The organism is Curvibacter sp. Hmag1.1 (genome assembly GCF_059769165.1).
The window spans coordinates 130,559-147,753 of the sequence record NZ_JBMBGX010000003.1 but is presented as its reverse complement, the minus strand read 5'-3'; the positions used below and the strand labels follow the sequence as shown (position 1 = coordinate 147,753).

13 protein-coding genes and 1 pseudogene are annotated in these 17,195 nt (G+C 52.7%); 6 read left to right on the top strand and 8 right to left on the bottom strand.

Translation table 11 applies throughout. The annotated features are described in order from the left end of the window. Positions 1-203: 203 nt before the first annotated feature. The 3 genes from ACOAP0_RS19970 to ACOAP0_RS19960 form a co-directional block, all read right to left on the bottom strand. Positions 204-1,220, bottom strand: coding sequence for a tyrosine-type recombinase/integrase (locus ACOAP0_RS19970; protein ID WP_498391543.1), 1,017 nt, complete (start codon positions 1,218-1,220; stop codon positions 204-206). Positions 1,221-1,235: 15 nt separating this feature from the next. Then, positions 1,236-1,409 (bottom strand): DUF7706 family protein, encoded by a 174-nt coding sequence (locus ACOAP0_RS19965; protein WP_498374555.1) that lies wholly within the window; start codon positions 1,407-1,409, stop codon positions 1,236-1,238. Between the two features lie 252 nt (positions 1,410-1,661). After that, positions 1,662-1,961 carry an antitoxin Xre/MbcA/ParS toxin-binding domain-containing protein gene (locus ACOAP0_RS19960; protein WP_498374556.1) on the bottom strand — a complete coding sequence of 100 codons (300 nt, stop codon included), beginning with the start codon at positions 1,959-1,961 and terminating at the stop codon, positions 1,662-1,664. A 375-nt stretch (positions 1,962-2,336) separates the two neighbouring features. Between ACOAP0_RS19960 and ACOAP0_RS19955 the strand changes: the two genes are divergently transcribed. Beyond that, on the top strand, positions 2,337-2,606 hold the full coding sequence (locus tag ACOAP0_RS19955; protein ID WP_498374636.1) for an HNH endonuclease: 270 nt from the start codon (positions 2,337-2,339) through the stop codon (positions 2,604-2,606). Here the strand turns inward: ACOAP0_RS19955 and ACOAP0_RS19950 are convergent. After that, a complete protein-coding gene (locus ACOAP0_RS19950; protein WP_498374558.1) occupies positions 2,589-3,251 on the bottom strand; it encodes a hypothetical protein in 663 nt (220 codons plus the stop codon). The genes ACOAP0_RS19955 and ACOAP0_RS19950 overlap by 18 nt on opposite strands. A gap of 396 nt (positions 3,252-3,647) precedes the next feature. Between ACOAP0_RS19950 and ACOAP0_RS19945 the strand changes: the two genes are divergently transcribed. Together ACOAP0_RS19945 and ACOAP0_RS19940 are read left to right on the top strand one after the other, a co-directional pair. Next, on the top strand, positions 3,648-3,956 hold the full coding sequence (locus ACOAP0_RS19945; RefSeq protein ID WP_498374559.1) for a helix-turn-helix domain-containing protein: 309 nt from the start codon (positions 3,648-3,650) through the stop codon (positions 3,954-3,956). Positions 3,957-4,027: 71 nt separating this feature from the next. Continuing rightward, entirely contained in the window at positions 4,028-5,362 is a 1,335-nt protein-coding gene (locus ACOAP0_RS19940) for a HipA domain-containing protein (RefSeq protein ID WP_498374560.1), read from the top strand. 1,086 nt (positions 5,363-6,448) lie between these two features. Here ACOAP0_RS19940 and ACOAP0_RS19935 read toward each other — a convergent pair. Further along, positions 6,449-6,804, bottom strand: a pseudogene (locus tag ACOAP0_RS19935) (DUF2130 domain-containing protein). An 822-nt stretch (positions 6,805-7,626) separates the two neighbouring features. Then, a protein-coding gene (locus ACOAP0_RS19930; protein ID WP_498374497.1) for an IS3 family transposase occupies positions 7,627-8,723 on the bottom strand; the annotation gives its coding sequence in 2 pieces (ribosomal slippage) (positions 7,627-8,471 and positions 8,471-8,723; 1,098 coding nt in all). A gap of 151 nt (positions 8,724-8,874) precedes the next feature. On the opposite strand from ACOAP0_RS19930, the gene ACOAP0_RS19925 reads away from it, so the two are divergent. From ACOAP0_RS19925 to ACOAP0_RS19915, 3 genes are all read left to right on the top strand, one after another. Continuing rightward, positions 8,875-10,425 carry a hypothetical protein gene (locus tag ACOAP0_RS19925; RefSeq protein ID WP_498374561.1) on the top strand — a complete coding sequence of 517 codons (1,551 nt, stop codon included), beginning with the start codon at positions 8,875-8,877 and terminating at the stop codon, positions 10,423-10,425. A 214-nt stretch (positions 10,426-10,639) separates the two neighbouring features. Continuing rightward, entirely contained in the window at positions 10,640-11,305 is a 666-nt protein-coding gene (locus ACOAP0_RS19920; protein ID WP_498374562.1) for a hypothetical protein, read from the top strand. Between the two features lie 87 nt (positions 11,306-11,392). Continuing rightward, positions 11,393-13,393, top strand: a complete 2,001-nt coding sequence (locus tag ACOAP0_RS19915) for an MBL fold metallo-hydrolase (RefSeq protein WP_498374564.1) — start codon at positions 11,393-11,395, stop codon at positions 13,391-13,393. Positions 13,394-13,434: 41 nt separating this feature from the next. Here the strand turns inward: ACOAP0_RS19915 and ACOAP0_RS19910 are convergent, their stop codons facing one another. Further along, on the bottom strand, positions 13,435-14,019 hold the full coding sequence (locus ACOAP0_RS19910; protein WP_498391546.1) for a DNA/RNA non-specific endonuclease: 585 nt from the start codon (positions 14,017-14,019) through the stop codon (positions 13,435-13,437). A gap of 248 nt (positions 14,020-14,267) precedes the next feature. Next, positions 14,268-17,183, bottom strand: a complete 2,916-nt coding sequence (locus ACOAP0_RS19905) for a Tn3-like element IS1071 family transposase (protein WP_003049965.1) — start codon at positions 17,181-17,183, stop codon at positions 14,268-14,270. Between the last annotated feature and the right edge of the window lie 12 nt (positions 17,184-17,195).

The window sequence follows — 17,195 nt, the reverse complement described above, 5'->3', positions numbered from 1 at the left end:
CGCCGTTTCATTTGCAACATTCCTTCCGCCTATGCGGTGGTTAGTGTGTTGCATCGACCGGTTGAATCCGCCCTGCATAGGCGACCTCCGCGAGCCCGCCTCTTTTGTAACAGATCGGATGTCCGCTTTTGGGCAGGAAATCCAGGGACTCAGAAGTCCGCTTTGACAAGTAGCTGGTCTTATAAAATGCTAGGCTCGCGGGATCAATAAACTATCTTGAAAGTCGGCGAGTCCGGTGAGCGCGTCACCCGACGGTCATAGACTCTTGTGGTGTTGATGTTGGCATGCCCAAGCCATTCTTGGACCTTGGCGATATCGGCATTGTTTTCCAACGCGCAGGTTGCCGCAGTAGTGCGCAAGGCGTGGGGCCCCAAGTTGTCGCCCGCCAAGCCCAATGGCAACATGTACTTTTTGACCACCTCGGAGTAAACGGCGCCGGGGGTCATTCCGCTATTGGGATTTTGGCTATGGTGGTGGCTCACTGATTGAAAGAGCCAATAGCAACTCTGACCTTTGTGACCGGCAGCTGATAAGTAATCGTCCACCAGCTGTAGCGTGTGTGGGTGGACTGGCAGATACCGAACTTTGCCGCCTTTACCGAAGACTCGCATACGTGGACCATCCCGGTCAAGTTGCGCAAAGTCCTTGACCTTGAGCTGGCAGAGTTCAGCGCGCCGCAAACCGTGGTGCAGCATGACCGACAAAATAGCCCGATCCCTTTTCCCTTTCAAGGTGTCAGCCGGCGGCGCCTCCAACAACTGAGCCGCCTGAAGGTTGCTCAAAGCCGGCGTCTTGCCTGTTTGGCTTTCAACACGTGGCCGCTTGACGCCCTTAACCGGGTTGTAACTGACAGAGTTTTGGTTGCAGAGGTACTCAAACAGAGAGGCAAGGGCGGCAAGCTTGCGGCGGATCGTAGAACCAGACAGCGCTTGGTTTTCTAAATCGGTTCTCCACGCTAGGACATGGGCACGAGTGACTTCTCGAAATTCAGCCGGCGCCTGGATACCAGCAAACTGCATGAAACCGGACATGTCATTTTGGTACGCCCGTCTTGTTTGGGGGTTGTCGATATTGGCGAACCACTGGCTCTCGGCAGGGACCTCTGTGAGTTGCTGAAATTCGGGTGCGCTGAGGATTCTTCCGTAGGAAGTAGGTACCAACTCCTGATTTGATGGAGTGATAGCCTGAGCCTGGAGAGGGGATGACCGCTGCTCGGACATGGGCAGTAACGCTAGTCAGAGAGACTCTTCAGTCAGCGCTTTACGAATCGTGTCGAGAGCCTGGCGCATGGCGTCGGCCTCCAAGTCGTCGCCGGACCATTCCCGAATTTGGTGGGCAGGGATCTGCTTGACCAAGTGGGAAAGGGCTAGGGCTTGAGCCTCTGTGAGCTCGAGTTGGAGGTGCAGCATGCGAAGAATTTTACTATTGATAAAATATGTTATCAATAGTAAAATTGTGTCGTTCTTTAGGTTTATTGGGCAAAGGCTTCGGCATACCGGAGCTGACAAAAGCGATTCCAACCTTTAGGCAAGCCAATGACTGCGGACCAAAACTGGTCCCATTCAGGTGGAACAAACAACGAATCTCTCCGTTTTTACAAAACGGCTCTGACAATGAAGAGTCGACTAGGCTCAGAGTCTATGTAGCTGCTCGAGATGCAATTAGCCGATGTGACTCAAGAGTTTTTTAATGAGTTCGAAGCCTTCAGGTGTTTTGGCAACCGCCTCTGGAGCGAGGCCTCCTAACTCGTCTAAAGGTGTATCCAACCAACTGCGCGCCCCCGACAAGGTACCTATTGCTTTGCACGCCAAATTGTCCAACTCCTCCAATCGTTCGTAGTCTGGACTGCCAAACTCCCGACCAATGGGGACAATGTTGTTCCAATCGCTGTTGCATTCGGCCAAATTGCTTGAGTCAACCGGATCAGTCGGATGATGAGCTTTAAAAGACGCTTTTGTCATAAAGATAAGATCCTCGCGGTCTACCTGGATGTGTCGTTGGAGGCAGCAATTGTCGGATATTGAAACAGTGCGGCTGCCCCCGCTGTCTGTGGCATTTAGGTTTGGAGATTGGGGTTAATTGAACTGATTCTTGACTTGCACCACTGCAAGCACATTTGTAGAATTATCACGCTCGGGCTTGCAAAACCCGACCGCACAGGTTTGAGACCGTGCACAGCCGATACGCGTGCGCGACGGCTCCCGCGAAGCTGTGACAGCAACCGGGGATCTGCTTGTTTACCCAAGTATTTTCCCGTGAGTAAAAATCCTATCCAAAAACTTCGTCGTCTTGCTTTTCAACGTCAAAACTGCCTCTGTTACTACTGCAATCTCCCAATGTGGGAAGGCGATTTGACAGAGTTTTGTCAATCGCATGGCCTGTCCTTGCGCCAGGCAAAGTATCTGCAGTGCACGGCGGAACACTTATTGGCCCAACAAGACGGCGGAAAAAATTCACCAGAAAATATCGCTGCAGCCTGCCAGTGGTGTAACCAGCGTAGGCACTTAGGCCGACGGAACAAAGCACCTGATCCGCTCCAATACAAACAGCGTATTCAGCAACTGATCAATAGAGGCCACTGGCACCCCTTAGCCGGGCGACTTTGAGCCCCAAGGGACCAATTGCGGTTCTTGTTCACTTAGCCAATGACTGCGCGCATATTGGTATCCGGGGAATTCCGCTTCTAATGTCGTTTCCCGCTTGAGTAGCCGCTTGGCCAACTGTGCGACCTCTGCCAGATCTCTTTCGTTTCGAACTTCTAGTGGAGCCACAAGACTCACTCCCATGGCCCACCAAAGTCGTTTTGGCTTCCAGTTCGCAGTGATACTGCAATCAATTCCCTCGTCTCTCATGCCTATGTATGTTGCATAAAGCAGATCATGGTGCGCGCGTTCCGCAGGGGAGGGTTGTCGCAGAGTGGTGGAAACATGTTTCTTTCTGGACCTACCCACACATCGGTAATTCTTCGTACCACCTTCGATGAGCAAGTCATCTTGGGGGCCGTCTCCCACGATTTCCCAGACTTTGTCCCACACCGCTTCACCGTAAACATACCTCGGGTGCTGAAACCATACGATGACCCGCCTTCCGTTCAAGATGAATCCTACGTCATCCCAACCTGTAAGACTGTCTGCCGTCTTCTCTTCATAGTTGTGAGGAATAAACAGACCGCCCTGCGATAGTTGCCACGGATGGCTGCGGTGATGCTCGGCCTGCGTTCGGCGCATAGCTTCAAGACGGGGAACTTTCATAGGGCGTTCGGTTTAGGATAAGAAAAAACAATCTTCGCATGTTGTCTTGGTGGACGTTTGACGACCCCGAATCTGGCTAAACCAAGTCATGGCAAGGGACATGGTCTGGCCAGGAAGCAGTAAGTTCGCCGCACGGAGCTTGCAACTCGTACTCCAGAGATGCTCGAAGCTGTTCAGGTCGCCCTCAAGCCATAAACCCTTGCAGGATAGATGCTTGAGGCACGTGGGAGCTTAGGGACTTTTGCATTTCCGCCCTGCAAGGGCCCCATATTAATATTCCTATATTTGTAGGAATTTTAAGTGAATCAAATGTCCAACTAACGTAATTCCTAAAAAATTAGGATTTTATTGCGCATTCCAATTATCTGATCCATAATTCCTACGAAAGCAGGATTTATGAAATACAGAATCACAGACGTCTCCGAACTCGGCACATTACTGCGCGCTACGCGCAAGAGTGTAGAAATGCGTATTGATGATCTGGCAGGGACCTCCAGTCTCAGCAAGCAGTTTGTCAACGACGTGGAACTGGGCAAACCTGGTGTCCAGTTGGGTAAGGTTTTACAGGTGCTGCATGAGCTGGGCATTCACATGTACCTGGATGTACCAGACCGAGTGGGCGATCAGCTAGACAGTGCACGAGCCCAGATCATCAATACCACGCAGCGGCGTAAAGCTCGCAGCGCAAAGAAAGATACCGAGTGATGGCTAGCGCAAGCACCGTCTTTACTCCGATACCGATGCCACGTGCCAGCATGGCACATGAGGTAAAGGACATGCGCTCTCTCAAAGTCTTCAGCAATGAGCGGCTCATAGGCTGGCTCTCTGAATTCAACGATATCTGGCAGTTCGAATATGCACCCGAATGGGTGACATGGGAGCATTCGTGGGACATCTCGCCACCGATTGCACGAGCGGCTGGCAAGATCGTAGACGGTAGCACCATGCGACCGGTGCAATGGTTCTTTGACAATCTGCTGCCAGAAGATCGTATGCGCACGGCGATTGCAGCCAAAGCGAAAATTGCTGAGGCGGATGCATTCGCGCTATTGGAATACATGGGGGCAGAGTCTGCGGGCTCTCTCGTATTGCTTCCGCCTGGTGAGGACATGCCAACGGAAGAGGGCTATCGACAGCTTTCCGATGAGGAATTGGATCAACGAATCAAAGACATGCCCAGGGTGCCAATCGCATCCACAGGACCTAAGCGGATGTCATTGGCAGGAGCTCAACACAAGCTTCTAGTGAATTGGGATGGCACGCAACTATGGGAGCCATTGGGTTTGACGCCATCGACGCATATTCTCAAACCAGAGCATTTGAGCAATGACTATGCCCATTCGGTGATCAACGAATACGCAATGATGAAATTGGCAGCTCGCTTAGGGATAGCGGCGCCTGAAGTTTGGCGCCACTACTGCCCCCAACCGGTCTACATCGTGGAACGCTTCGACCGACACGTCACGTCCATCAAGAACCCCATGCGGGCCCGAGACGGTACAGGCAAACAAGTAACAGATCGGTTGCATGTAATAGACACGTGCCAATTGCTGAATAAGGCACACACCTACAAATACACACAAGCTTCATTGACTACGTTGATGGAAGTGGTCAATGCAACACGAAATAAGCTCGCCACGCGTCTTGGGTTGTTCCGCTGGCTCCTGTTCAATGTTCTCATCGCCAATCACGATAACCATCTAAAAAACGTGTCGTTGATGGTCGCTGAGGATGGAGTCAGCTTAGCCAAGACATACGACTTGGTATGCACTGGTGTGTATCACACTGAGGCCTTCTACAACGGTGGCACAAAGTGGCCCGAAATTGACTTGGCAATACCGCTCCCCAATCAGCACCGCTACTCCGACGTAACTCGTCAAGGGGTGATCGCTGCTGGTGCGGCATTAGGTTTGCCAGAGCGCATCTGCAAAAGAGAAATTGATGCCATGACAGACCGCATAGGCCCGGAGCTAGATGACATCATCGCTGGGATAGAGGAAGAAAATGCTGAGTTACCGGAAAGTACTCGCCAGTATCAAGGCGGAGAGTTACGACTGCTCAGAGCGATCCGATACGTCATCGTTGCGCAGATGCTTCTGAAAGTTTCCTGAAGCGGATTTGACTTAGAAAATCTTCTGTTCAGTCGATCTCATACAAAACAGCTGACACATATCGTGACGTAGATACCGCGGGGGAGGGGGCTTCGTGCAGCTAGCTGGTTTCTATACGCGCTGGGTGTGAATTTAAGGAATTAACTTGTCCGTCGAATACGTGGACAGGCCTGTGAATAACTCAATGAATAAACAGCGAGATGTCGACCCCATGCGGGTTCGCAAGCGGCGCCCAATTTTTAAGCAAGAGTAATTTGCATTCGCGCTCGGTTATTTGGTTTTCCATGACCTCTGCCTCTGTCATAGGAGGCCACTACATGCCTCCGAAGCCGCCAAAGGTCATAAAAGCCGTACTTGCGGGCGACCGGCTAGCCCGCCTTCACTTCGCGACGGAAGCTAGGGATTTTTTCTTAAGTAAATCTCTTGTTCGCTCCCAATCTCCTGTCGCATGGGATTGGACTCCAACATCACCGGCTAACCAAGAACAGGGGGCCGTCGCCAGTCTCAGGTCGTCGATACAGCACTTCTGAACCTCTGCAATGTCCGCCTCGCCAATACGACAGCTTTCGAAAACACACAGTGCACTGATCTGCGACGAACCAAGGCCGTGATGCATGTCTTAGTTCAAGCGCTGTCGCTCGTCACTGAGATCTTGCCGGGCCCCGCTGAAATTTCCTCATCAGCGGCAGCCATTGACCTTTGAGAGGCTGCTGATAGCATCAGGCCCATATCTACTAAGCGAATAAAAATGGAAATTTTGTTTTTAAGCGTCGTGGCTGGATTGGCTGTCTTTGGAGGACTCTGGATTGCGACCAGAGACAATGAGCCCGTTGTAAAAGCGGACCGTGTGGATTCCGACTAAGTCTTCAACTCTTCGAGCTTTACCGCCAACTTCATATTCCCTCTGAAGCTTCTTTAGCTTCACATCCTAGGCTTTATCGCTGGCCAGTCGTAAGTTTTAGCCTGCACTTAGCAGGGCTTCCTTGTTTTTTTGTGGTGGGCGATTAATTTGTCGTTTTCGTCTACTGCGAACTGAAACCGGCATGAAGGCAAATCGAAATTCTTGGCTAAGCCGGACTTGAAGTTCTACAGTTCATTCTCAAAGTTGGTGACGTCAATCTTCCGTGATTTGAATCGTGTCAGTGCGTTTTGATACTTGAGCGAAATCAACGACGCATTGCGCATCATGGTGATGATCGCAATATAGAACTGCGGCAGGATGACACACATATTCGGGTAACGGTACGAGACATCCACAATCCTCGTGTTGTAAGACTCGCTCTCCGGCTGCAGAAAGAGCATCAGAATGGCATACGAGTGAGCCTTTTTCGATGCGGTCCTTGTAAAGCCATGAAAAAGTCTTCGCCACGCCTCTTGGTGGCGATGGTCTCGTTCTTCATCTCGAACATGATGGACGTGATCTCAGTTCTCCTCTCATCCATGTCTCGGGACACAAAGTTGCCTTTGCTGCCGGTGCTGGCTTCGTTGTCTTTTTCGTAATAGGCCTAGGGGATAGCAGTTGCCCGGAATCGGTTGAACTCGGTTTCGCAATGCTGTTCCAGCGTCTCGCTCGCCATCACGGTGAGGGGGCGGACTTTCATATCGCGCAGGCGTTCGATACTCTTCGTCCCAATCTTTGAAAAAGAGCTTCGTACTTGTCTTTCAGGGACCTTTCAAATTGATGGTGTGTAGGTAAAATATGAGATAGGTCGACGCTACTTAACCGTCCCACAATGGGACTTCTCAGACCTTTTTGCTTCACTGGCGAGTCGAGGCAAAGAAAAGTTTGAGATTTATGGTTTTAACTACGCTACTCGCTTTGCCGTTTCATAGTGGCCCCGCGGTTTATAAATCGACCGCATTACGACTGATTGCAGCCAGGAGCAGTGGCATACCGCTCGCGATCAATATCAACGCCGTTTTATCCGTTGGTGGTGGGCATCAAAAACCCCATCTGTGTGATTCAGGTTTTGCCAGCTTACCTAGCGCAAACCAGAAAGCCACATTTCCACAAAGCACTTGGGCTATAGCGATATGAGTGCACCTATCAATCAGCAAAATCATGCGTTCGATTTTGGTGAGAACGATTTTGCTTCAAGCAATCGCACAGGGTTAACTATACGATCATCAAGTGTATCAATCGGGGTAGCTAACGGTGAGGTAGTTGGACAAGAGGTCGCGCAAAGTATCCGACAGGTATACCGCGGACTAGATAAATCCTCAGCAGGTACGCATATTGAAGCCACCTCGAATTCCTGAACCATTCAGAAGTAGAGGTTGGGGAATTTTGTCACACGATATTCGACCGGCGGAACTGACCCCAATGCTTCATGGGGTCGGTGGTGGTTGTAGCGATGGAGCCAGTCCGCAGTCATGTCTCTGACCTCCTGCAAGGAATCGAAGACGTAGCAGTCCAGCACCTCGGTGCGATACGTCCGATTGAATCGTTCGACATAGGCGTTTTGCGTTGGTTTGCCTGGTTGGATGTGATTGAGGGCAATACCCTTGGTCTTGGCCCACTCGGCCAGCGCATGTGCAATGAATTCCGGGCCGTTGTCCAGACGAATGAACAGCGGCGCACCACGCACCTCCACTAGTTCGTCTAAGGCCCGGATAACCCTGGCAGCGGGCAAACTTGTGTCAATCTCGATGCGCAACGCCTCCCGGTTGAATTCGTCGATGACATTGAAGGTGCGGAACCTGCGGCCCGACCACAAAGCATCGGACATGAAGTCACAACTCCAACCCTGATTGGGCTGCTTTCCCGCCTCCAGAGGCTGTCGGATGCGCGCAGGCAGGCGCTTCTTACCCCGTCGTGGCAGATTCAGATTGAGCTGGCAGTACACCCGCCACAACACTGTCTTGCCCCAGGGCTGGTTCTGATGGCGGGCGCTTGCGTAAAGCAGGCCAAAACCATGCCGTGGATTGGTAGCCATATAGGTCTGCATGAACTGGATGACCCCGGAGTCGTCAGGCTGCTTGTGGCAATAGCGCAGTGTGGAGCGGGCAATGCCACTGGCAACACAGGCTTTACGTTGGCTCATGCCATGGTCGGCCATGAGCGTTTGCACCACATCAATCCGACGCTGCGGGGTCAGAGCTTTCGGTCAACGACGTCCTTCAACGCATGGTGCATGAGTGCAAGGTCGGCATACATGCGCTTGAGCTTGGCGTTCTCCTCCTGCAGCTCTCGCAACTGAGAAAGATGCGGGACAGTCATCCCGTTGAACTGATTCTTCCACTTGTAGTAGGTGGGTTCGCTGACGCCGTGCTTCCTGCAGGTCTCACCGACCTTGGCTCCCAATTCGACCTCTTTCAAGATGCCGACGATTTGACTTTCGCTGAACTTTGATTTCTTCACGTAGAGACTCCGTTGGGGGGATTTTCTCTACTTCTACCTGGCTCAAGCTTTCAAGGAGGCTTCACATAGGGGTGATCAAAGTACAGCCAAGGTATCAAGCAGTGCAGGAAAAGGCGCTGAAGGTACGCAAGAAGTCTCCAGAGATACAGAATTGGTATCCGCCAGGGCAGAAGAAAGTGCAACTTTTGAACTGGAGGCCACCAAAGGGTCTGCACAGGTACTCGAAGGTACTCAAGAGGTCTCCCAAGGTGCTGAACTGGTACCCGAGGGGGCAGAAGAAAGTTCAGCTTTCGGAGTTGAGGTTCCCAAAGGTGCGCAAGTGGTCGCCAAAGGTACAGAAAAAGCCCCAACAAGTACAGCAAAGGTCCCCAAAAGAGCGGCTGGTGGCTCGGTTGGTACTGGCGAGGGCTTCAAAGAGCATGAAGTGGCATCCCAGGATTCCGAAGTGGTATCGATTAGTGCTGTTGAGGCCAACAAAAGGCCTTTAAAGGTCACGAAAGGTGCGCAAAGTGGTCTCACAAAGGGCGCTAAAGGTCGCAACCACGCCTACGAAATCAACCCTAACGTCATCCTTGGCGGGACATTCTTTGACATCGACCCACCCAAGCGCCGAAATGCCGGCTACCGAGTCCGTCGAGATCTGGTGCAAGAACGGCAAATCGACATGCCGTTGTTCGTCACTGGCGTCGAAATCAGGGCTGGAATAGCCCAGGATGACAGGCATTGGAACCAAAAATTCGTCAACCTGAGGGAGCAAATCGTCAAAGAAATTGGTGATCTGCGCTTCGTCATTGGTGACCGGATGACGATCGAAGTTAGCTGGAATCTGCCCCTGAACTGGCCCTATGTCGCCCTTCGTGCGCCCGATGGACGCCGTATTGTGGAGACAGATTCCGCAGAGCTTGGCTCTTACGGGCTCCGATCGGTCACCATGCTGTGGAAGCGGATCATCGAAAAGCAAAAGGCCATGCAAACCATGGCCCGGAACTACTCAGCGATGCTGAGATGGTCCGAAAAACTCCGTACCAAAGTTCCGGTGGCCATGGATGGGAGCCGCACTTGCCGGCTGCTGCTTGATCCTGAAATTCATAAGCAAATCAACAGCTTAGAGTGGCCTAGCTACCTTCGGGACTCCGCGGTTGGGCCGTTTTCGCCGCTACCGTTCAATGTGTACGAGTCCATGCGTGTGCGCCTTTGGGCGCACGTTAAAGCAGTCAAACAGCATGTACATGCGATGAACCTGAACTACAACCGCGTGTCAAACGAAAACAGGCTTTCGCTGGGGAAGACCAGGAGCGCAGCACTGGCTGTCGCGATCATGAATGGACCTGCCCGAACACCTCAGCACTACTGGGCGCTTTGGGTGCGTAAAGGTCAGGAAAACTTGTTCTACAAGGTAGTCACTCCAAGATTTTTTAGTCTTGAACGCGGCAAATACATCACCAAAGAGTCATTTCCTGTGTCGGATGGTAATGGTCGTCTACACAACTACGCCATAGACCGTTGCCACATGACCCATATGAAGGACCTTTACAAGGCTGCTGACCATGTATTGGCGGACCTATTGGCCTTGTCCCAAAAAACAGCCGATTTGTTGGTCGAAACAGTCGGTAAAAGACACGGCAAAAAGAGCACAGCCGTAAGCGGAAGGGGCTCCTGGCGCGGCTCTGGAGTCCTTTTCAGATGGATTCCAGGCCAGTGAACCCCCACGCCATTTTGTAAAAAAAGAACCTTTAACTTGTCTACTAAGGCAAAAGAATAAACACAAATACGCGCCCAGCTTTGACGCAATCAACTTTTGGGCAGAACAACCGTATCGAACTAGTAGGGGCCAATCTGGTACTGAGCAATTTATTGGAGTTGCAATTCGCACATTGTGCGTGCACAATGTGCGAATTGCCAATGGGAGTGCTTTTATGAATGATCAATTTCAAGAACAGATGCAAAGTGGACGTTCGCGACTCATGCGCCTTTCAAGCGAGTTTTTTAAGGACGACATTGATTCGGTCGTGAGAGCAATAGAGTCCGTATCAGGACAACATATTTCCGTGCGATCTGTCCAAGCATGGCTCATTGATCCGCGTCGAGCAAGCCATCGCAAAGTGCCAGAGTGGGCCATCCGCGCGTTAGAGGAATACGTAGCGAACCCAGAAAACCAACAAGAATTTCAGCAGCTTGCAGAGCGATTTGACAGAAGGCTTAAAGAGCCTCGCAGCGATTTGGATTGGGTAGATGACGTACGCCAAAAGCATGCTGTTGCCTTTGCGACTTCAGAAATAGAGGCCAAGTCTAGACATCTAGCGAAATGGCAGGAAAAGCTCGGAGTCGTTGCCGGCGAAGCTATCCATGAAGAACTTTGGAATTCAGAGCGAGAGTTAAGGTCGATGTCAAAGGGATTAGCCGCAATCGCGAGGGCATTGAGGGAATCAAAGACCTATGAAGAATTCGCCGCCAATGCAAACAACTCCATGAGGTCCGATGACTTGACATCGTTATTGGTGCGCGAAACGAAAACCATACTGGAACAGAAAACAGGTGAGTTCAGCAATGACGAGGGATTGCCAGTTCCTTCCGGGAAGTAGCGTGTGTCCCACAGCCAATTCATCTTTCAAAAAAATGCCCTTGTCATCTAGTTCTGACTAGACTGACCAAAATCAACTGTACCTCGAATGAAAATAAAGTTTATTGGCGCAATCGGACGCGTCACGGGCTCATGCAGCCTTTTAGAACATCCTGCTGAAAATCTCAGCTTTTTAATAGACTGCGGCATGGCCCAGGGCGAACCCAGTGCTGATGCGTTCAACAACAACCCTTGGCCTTTCTTCCCCTCCCACCTTGACTTTGTCTTGCTTACGCATGCGCATCTTGATCACTGTGGCTTGCTGCCGCGCTTGGTTCGCGAGGGCTTCACTGGGCAGATTTACTGCACCAGATTCACTGGTGAGCTCGCTCGGTTGAACCTATTGAGTGCTGCAGCAATGCCTGGGTCCATCTTCACTCGAGTGGATGTCGAGCGTCTTCAGTTTGAATATGTCGATGTATCAGATGCCTTTGAGTTTGATAAGGTGATCCCAATTTCTAAGGGACTTAGCGCTGCATTCCGAACTACTTCGCACATTGGTGGGGCCTGCAGCATCACGATCAAATGGAACGATTCCAACAAGGAATCCAAGGAGATGGTGTTTAGCGGAGACCTTGGACCTAACACCGAGAGTCACGCTCATCAGCCCCTTCTTGTCGGTCGCACACCGTTACCTCGATCTCCGCAATATGTACTTGTTGAGTCAACGTACGGAGGCCGGGTACGCGAAGAAGTTTACGGTGATGCCAATCGTCGACTGGAAGAATGGAAACGCATCATTAGCCGTGCGATGGAATCCCCCACTTCATCGATTGTGGTTCCGAGTTTTAGCATCCACCGTTGTCAGGAGTTGTTGATCGACATACACGCTGCTTTGGATCTTCACTTGCAAGATGAGATTGTCATCATTGGTCCTTTGTTTGGATCTGATGATCATTGTTGGCAGGCCCTTAAGTCAGGTATCAACGTAACCAAAATCGAAAGAAGCGGAGCCCTCAATCCGATGGCTCATTGGACGGAAAGTCGAAGATCTGACTTCTTCAAGTATTTTGAAAAAAAGAAAATTTCCGATCCCTCTGGCAAAGTCAGATCCGTCTATTTGCCCATCGCTTCCGCCGATGCTCCATCAGTAGAGGCGATACAGCTGCTTCGAGAAATGCGTGCATGTCGTAAGAAGAAGCAGGTACTGGTAATCGTAGATTCGACATTGGCTCAGTCAGCCACCGCTATCTATCGGAAAGCGCTGAAACGTCGTCTGAATGACGGTTCTGACACTTTGATGTATCGAAATCCAGGCTTGGCAAAGCTGCTTGGTGTTGATTCAGAGGCTGATGTTGACGCTTTACTTGATCAAATCTTGCTGGGGAACACGCCTGATCAATCTGCCTTTGCCACATACAACTTGAAATTTTGTAAGCCCGAGGACACGGAAGCTGCAATGAAGGGCAGCGAACTGACGATCATTCTCAGCAGTAGCGGAATGTGTGACGTAGGCCCCATCGTTGGCCATTTGGCGAGGGAATTACCCATAGATAGCTCAACTATCGTTTTGACGGGTTATGCAGACCCATCAACATTGGGGGGCAAGCTGCGTGAAGTTTCGCGCTCGCAGCCTGGCCAAGCGACGGGATCTTTGAAAGTCGGAAAAGAGGTCATTGAAGTAGCCGACGTTCGCGCAAAGATCGAGGACTTGGGGGGCTTTTATTCAGGACATGCCGATAGCGTCGGCTTGCTAGATTTCATATTCAAACGGGAAAATGAGCACCTTGCTCCGCAACCCAAATGCCGAGTCTTCATTAACCATGGAGATGATAAAAAGCGTCTAGCTCTCAGTGACCTGATCACTTCGAGAGCATCCGCGACGGTGACAGGTGATTGCGCTGTTGAGAGCGTCGAGATACCCGGGAGAGACTCAGGTTGGTTCGACTTGGATCGCGGTGAGTGGTTGGAGCACGAACTCGTGAGCCAACATGATGAAACGCAATCGATGCTTTTGCGGCTATTGGTTGAACAGCGGCGAACGAATGACTTGCTATCTGAGATGCTGAAGATGCAACGTTTCCAAATGCGGTCTCAACATTCCAAATAGTGGCTCAAATGTTGGAGGTCCAAGGTCTACAAGCCCTTGGATCATTCCTTTATCAAGGACCCTGGTAGGAATTCAACCCCAGTACGCCTCACTAATTCTCCATAACTGATAGGTTTGGAGCCGCGTGTTTCGTCACTGTTGGCATGCCAATGGGCCCAGGCGACGTTGCGTTCTTCGTCATACACAAGCTTGAAGAGGTAGGTAGGTACTGCTACCCGACCGGCACCGATAGTGAGATTGCTGTCAAAAACTGGCCCTGTGATCACGTATATATTGCCACGCGCTCTGGCCGCGTAGTGGCGGGTTGCCTTCTCAACAGTGTTTGCCCACGCCCCTCCGTTGTGCTTGATTGCTTGAGGAACCATGTTCGCCAAAGAGAAGCTTTGAGCCATCGCTGAAGGAGTCGGCATGTCACCTGCAGGCGCCATATGCCCGCGTGACCAGCCACTGTGCTTGTAGTCGTCCAGTGTGGCGCGCTCGTCATAAGGCAAACGTGCTTCCTCATAGAACTTGTCCCGGCGCTTTTCATCAGCGTCCGCAACAGATTCGCGACTAAGCTTTTGAGCCACATACACAGGTGTCTTGCGCACACCTGAGTGCAGGATGGCGAAGGCATCAAAGCACAGGGCGCGCAGCTTCGGTTGTGGTTTTACTATCGGAGGCTTCGCCTTCGCAAAGAACTCAGAGCAGGGGTCTCCTCGTTTTCAGTGCAATAAGTGACGGTACGAAAAGGGGTCTCCTCGTTTTCAGTGCAATAAGTGACGGTACGAAAAGCTAGCACTGGCGCGGAGGTGGTGTTGGTAGATCGTTGATTTCATTGACTTTCCTGTTCACTTTCAAATCTGCGATTCGTGGCGTCAAACCGTGGTCGGTTTCATCCATTGGTGCCAGTTATCGATGCATTTGGCCGCGAAGGCAGGATTTGGTCAGCATAGCGGTCAACCGGGAAGCGAAACACACCCCGCAAGTTGATGCTCTCCAGCCTGGTGGGCGCAATCTTCCCGATCAGTTCCGGTGGAATGACCTGGCGGCGGTTCGACCAGCGATCCAGGACCGCCTGCATCTGTGAGGTATTCCACGCCATCACGATGTTGGCCATCAGGCTCAACGCATCGGCCACAGCCTGCATTTCATCGACACGTTTGGCCTGCGCCGGGCTGATCCGGCCGGTATAAATGGCGCGCTTGAGGGCGTTAACAGCCTCGCCCCGATTGAGCACCCGGCGCAACTCGTTCCTGAAAGCGTCCTTGACAAAGTAGTCAGCCAAAAACGCCGTACGCAGCAACCGCCCCAATTGCACGCCAGCCTCATAGATTGGATCGCCCTGGGCGGCAGAACCGAACCGCGCAAGAGCTGCCACCGCACTGGCATGTCCGCTCATGACCGAGGCTGCCAGGTGCACCAGACTATCCCAATGCTTTTCGATCAAAGCGACGTCGACATTGGCTTCGCACACCGCAGCGATTTCTGCGGGCACTTTGGTGCCGCGTGGCACAAAGAGGTGGCGCTGTTTGAGTTCCTTCAACCGCGGGCAAAGATCAAAACCAAGCAAACGGGCATGTGACATGGCAAAGTCGGTGTAGCCATGGGTATCCACAGCAAGCTGGCTGGTCTCCAGCTTTTCTTGGCGGATGACACCTTCAATGGCCACGCCCGCCTGGCGCTCATTGAGCACAAAGGGCTGCGCATGGAAGATGCCCCACCGGTCTTTTACATGGGAGTAGATTCCAATGGAAGGTGTGTTGCGCCGAGGATCAAGCCGGGCTTGCCACACCCGTTTGGTGGTCTCCATGCTCATCATGTCAGAAGATGCCAAATCGGACCGCCCCCAGGTGGCGGCAATCGGGTGTCGCTGCATGAATTCCAGCACAGCCTGGCAGGCCTGGCTCAGACGCCGTTCGTCCCGCGCCCAGCGCATGGCCTGGCGAATGCTGGTGGCAGACAATTGCGGAATCATGCGCGCGCATTCGACCGCAGTCAGACTGGTGCCGTGGGCCATGATGCCGGCATAGACCATCAGCAGCTCGTCGGTAGAGCGCGGCTCACGTCCGAGCATGATCCAGCTAAAGCGCACCTGGGCGTCAACGGCCAGAATCACTTCCGGCAATTGAACCTCACCGATGCGGTGATCCAAAGCCGCGCGCAGCTTGGTCACTTCTGGGTCTTCGTCCTCTGCGGGCAATGGCGACAAATGGAGTTCATCATCCACGCGCAGTACGCCACTGCGGGCTGCAGCGGCCACCGCATCGACACCGGCAGTTACTCTGGCCAGCAAAGGCTTCAAGAAAGTGGCAGCCTTGCTGGGTAACGATAGACGGGCATAGTGTTTCTTGGACTCTGCCTGCCAACGCTCGTCCGTGAAGAACAAGCGCGCACGACCCCGAAAGCTCAGGCTGTGCTCAATCCAGACCGAGCCATTGCGCACCGCGCGGCGCAGGGCAAACAGGGTGGCCACCTCCAACGCCTGAAACGCCCGTTCCCGGTCTGGGCTGGAGATCGAAACCTGCCAGATCATTCCCAGACTTGGTGCCACCACTTCAACTGGCAGCTTTCTGGATCCTTTGAGATATAAAGCTTGCAGCTTGGCAAGGTACTCGATGGCAGGATGCTCGCCGGTGGCCTGCCAGGGCAGCTTTGCAATGGCGACGAGCAACGACCGCACGGGGCGAATTCCATCAATCAATCCCTCGCGGACCAGGGAGGCCCTGCTCGGTGGTTTGCGTTTCTGGGTTTCGGTGATCAAGGCTTCAAGACGGGCACGCAACTCAGCATCTGGCACCGCACCTTGCGCGCTCAAGGCAACAAGTTCGCCGAGCAGCGTTTTGTACATTGCGGCCCAATTGACGGTAGCGGGGACATCGGCGGCAGCCTGACGCCACAGATCGGCGATCCGGCGCTGCACCATAAGGATCAACTGGTCTGTGGTGGTGAACAGGCAATACCGAAGAAAGCATGCGACCTCCACGGTGCGCGCTGGCTCTTTGATCTTGGCTCCGGCTGAGGGCGGCCTGGAGACAAGTCGGCGCGCGTAGCGGCGCAAGATGAGATCGGGGATGTCTGCCAGGTGCTTATGAACGTCCAGCGTGTAAAGCAGGTCGATGCGCTCCAGTACCTCGCTGATTTGGCGGGTTGAGTGTTTCGCCGGTGCAGCCCATAGCCAACTCTGCTGGGTTTGTCCATCTGGGCGCAGCTCTGAAACTGAGGCTCGCCAGCGATCAAGTGTTGCTGGATCAACGCTGGCGGCGATGGCGGTGCCTGTTTCAACTTCAAGCTGGGCAAGTGCCGCCGCAATCAGTGTCCGAATTGCCCGCTCGTGCACGATCACCAGCTTGTTCTTGTACAGCCATTGACGCGCCCGCACGAGTAGCTGATCGCGGTCGGCGCAGCGCGCCACTTCGTCGCGCAGTTCACGTACCAGTGAGCGGCGCTGGTGCTCGCTCATCCACTGGAATCCAAGGACCGTGCAGGCTACTTGTTGGTGATCGAATAGCGTGCGCCCGCGTTCATACATGGCTCTCAGCGAGGCGACTTCTGGTGCTGCAATGCCAAGCTCGTTGCCAAGGTGGCGCCACAAGGCTACTGGAATTACCCGAAAGGCACCGAGCAAACGCCCACTCATGCGCAGGAAACCAATATGGAGCGCCAGACCAAGCTTGTGGGAATCACCTCGGCGTGCATTGATTGCGTCGCGCTCGGCACCATCGAAGGTGAAAAATGCCTTCATCTCGAAGTCGCTGATATCGCGGGGGAGCCCACGCATCCCCAAAAACGTTGTGTGCCAACCCTGCATCGTGAACCTCAA

Coding starts and splice junctions, on each gene's coding strand:
- ACOAP0_RS19970 (WP_498391543.1), bottom strand. CDS start 1,220: ATGTCCGAGCAGCGGTCATCCCCTCTCCAGGCTCAGGCTATCACTCCA.
- ACOAP0_RS19965 (WP_498374555.1), bottom strand. CDS start 1,409: ATGCTGCACCTCCAACTCGAGCTCACAGAGGCTCAAGCCCTAGCCCTT.
- ACOAP0_RS19960 (WP_498374556.1), bottom strand. CDS start 1,961: ATGACAAAAGCGTCTTTTAAAGCTCATCATCCGACTGATCCGGTTGAC.
- ACOAP0_RS19955 (WP_498374636.1), top strand. CDS start 2,337: ATGTGGGAAGGCGATTTGACAGAGTTTTGTCAATCGCATGGCCTGTCC.
- ACOAP0_RS19950 (WP_498374558.1), bottom strand. CDS start 3,251: ATGAAAGTTCCCCGTCTTGAAGCTATGCGCCGAACGCAGGCCGAGCAT.
- ACOAP0_RS19945 (WP_498374559.1), top strand. CDS start 3,648: ATGAAATACAGAATCACAGACGTCTCCGAACTCGGCACATTACTGCGC.
- ACOAP0_RS19940 (WP_498374560.1), top strand. CDS start 4,028: ATGCGCTCTCTCAAAGTCTTCAGCAATGAGCGGCTCATAGGCTGGCTC.
- ACOAP0_RS19920 (WP_498374562.1), top strand. CDS start 10,640: ATGAATGATCAATTTCAAGAACAGATGCAAAGTGGACGTTCGCGACTC.
- ACOAP0_RS19915 (WP_498374564.1), top strand. CDS start 11,393: ATGAAAATAAAGTTTATTGGCGCAATCGGACGCGTCACGGGCTCATGC.
- ACOAP0_RS19905 (WP_003049965.1), bottom strand. CDS start 17,183: ATGCAGGGTTGGCACACAACGTTTTTGGGGATGCGTGGGCTCCCCCGC.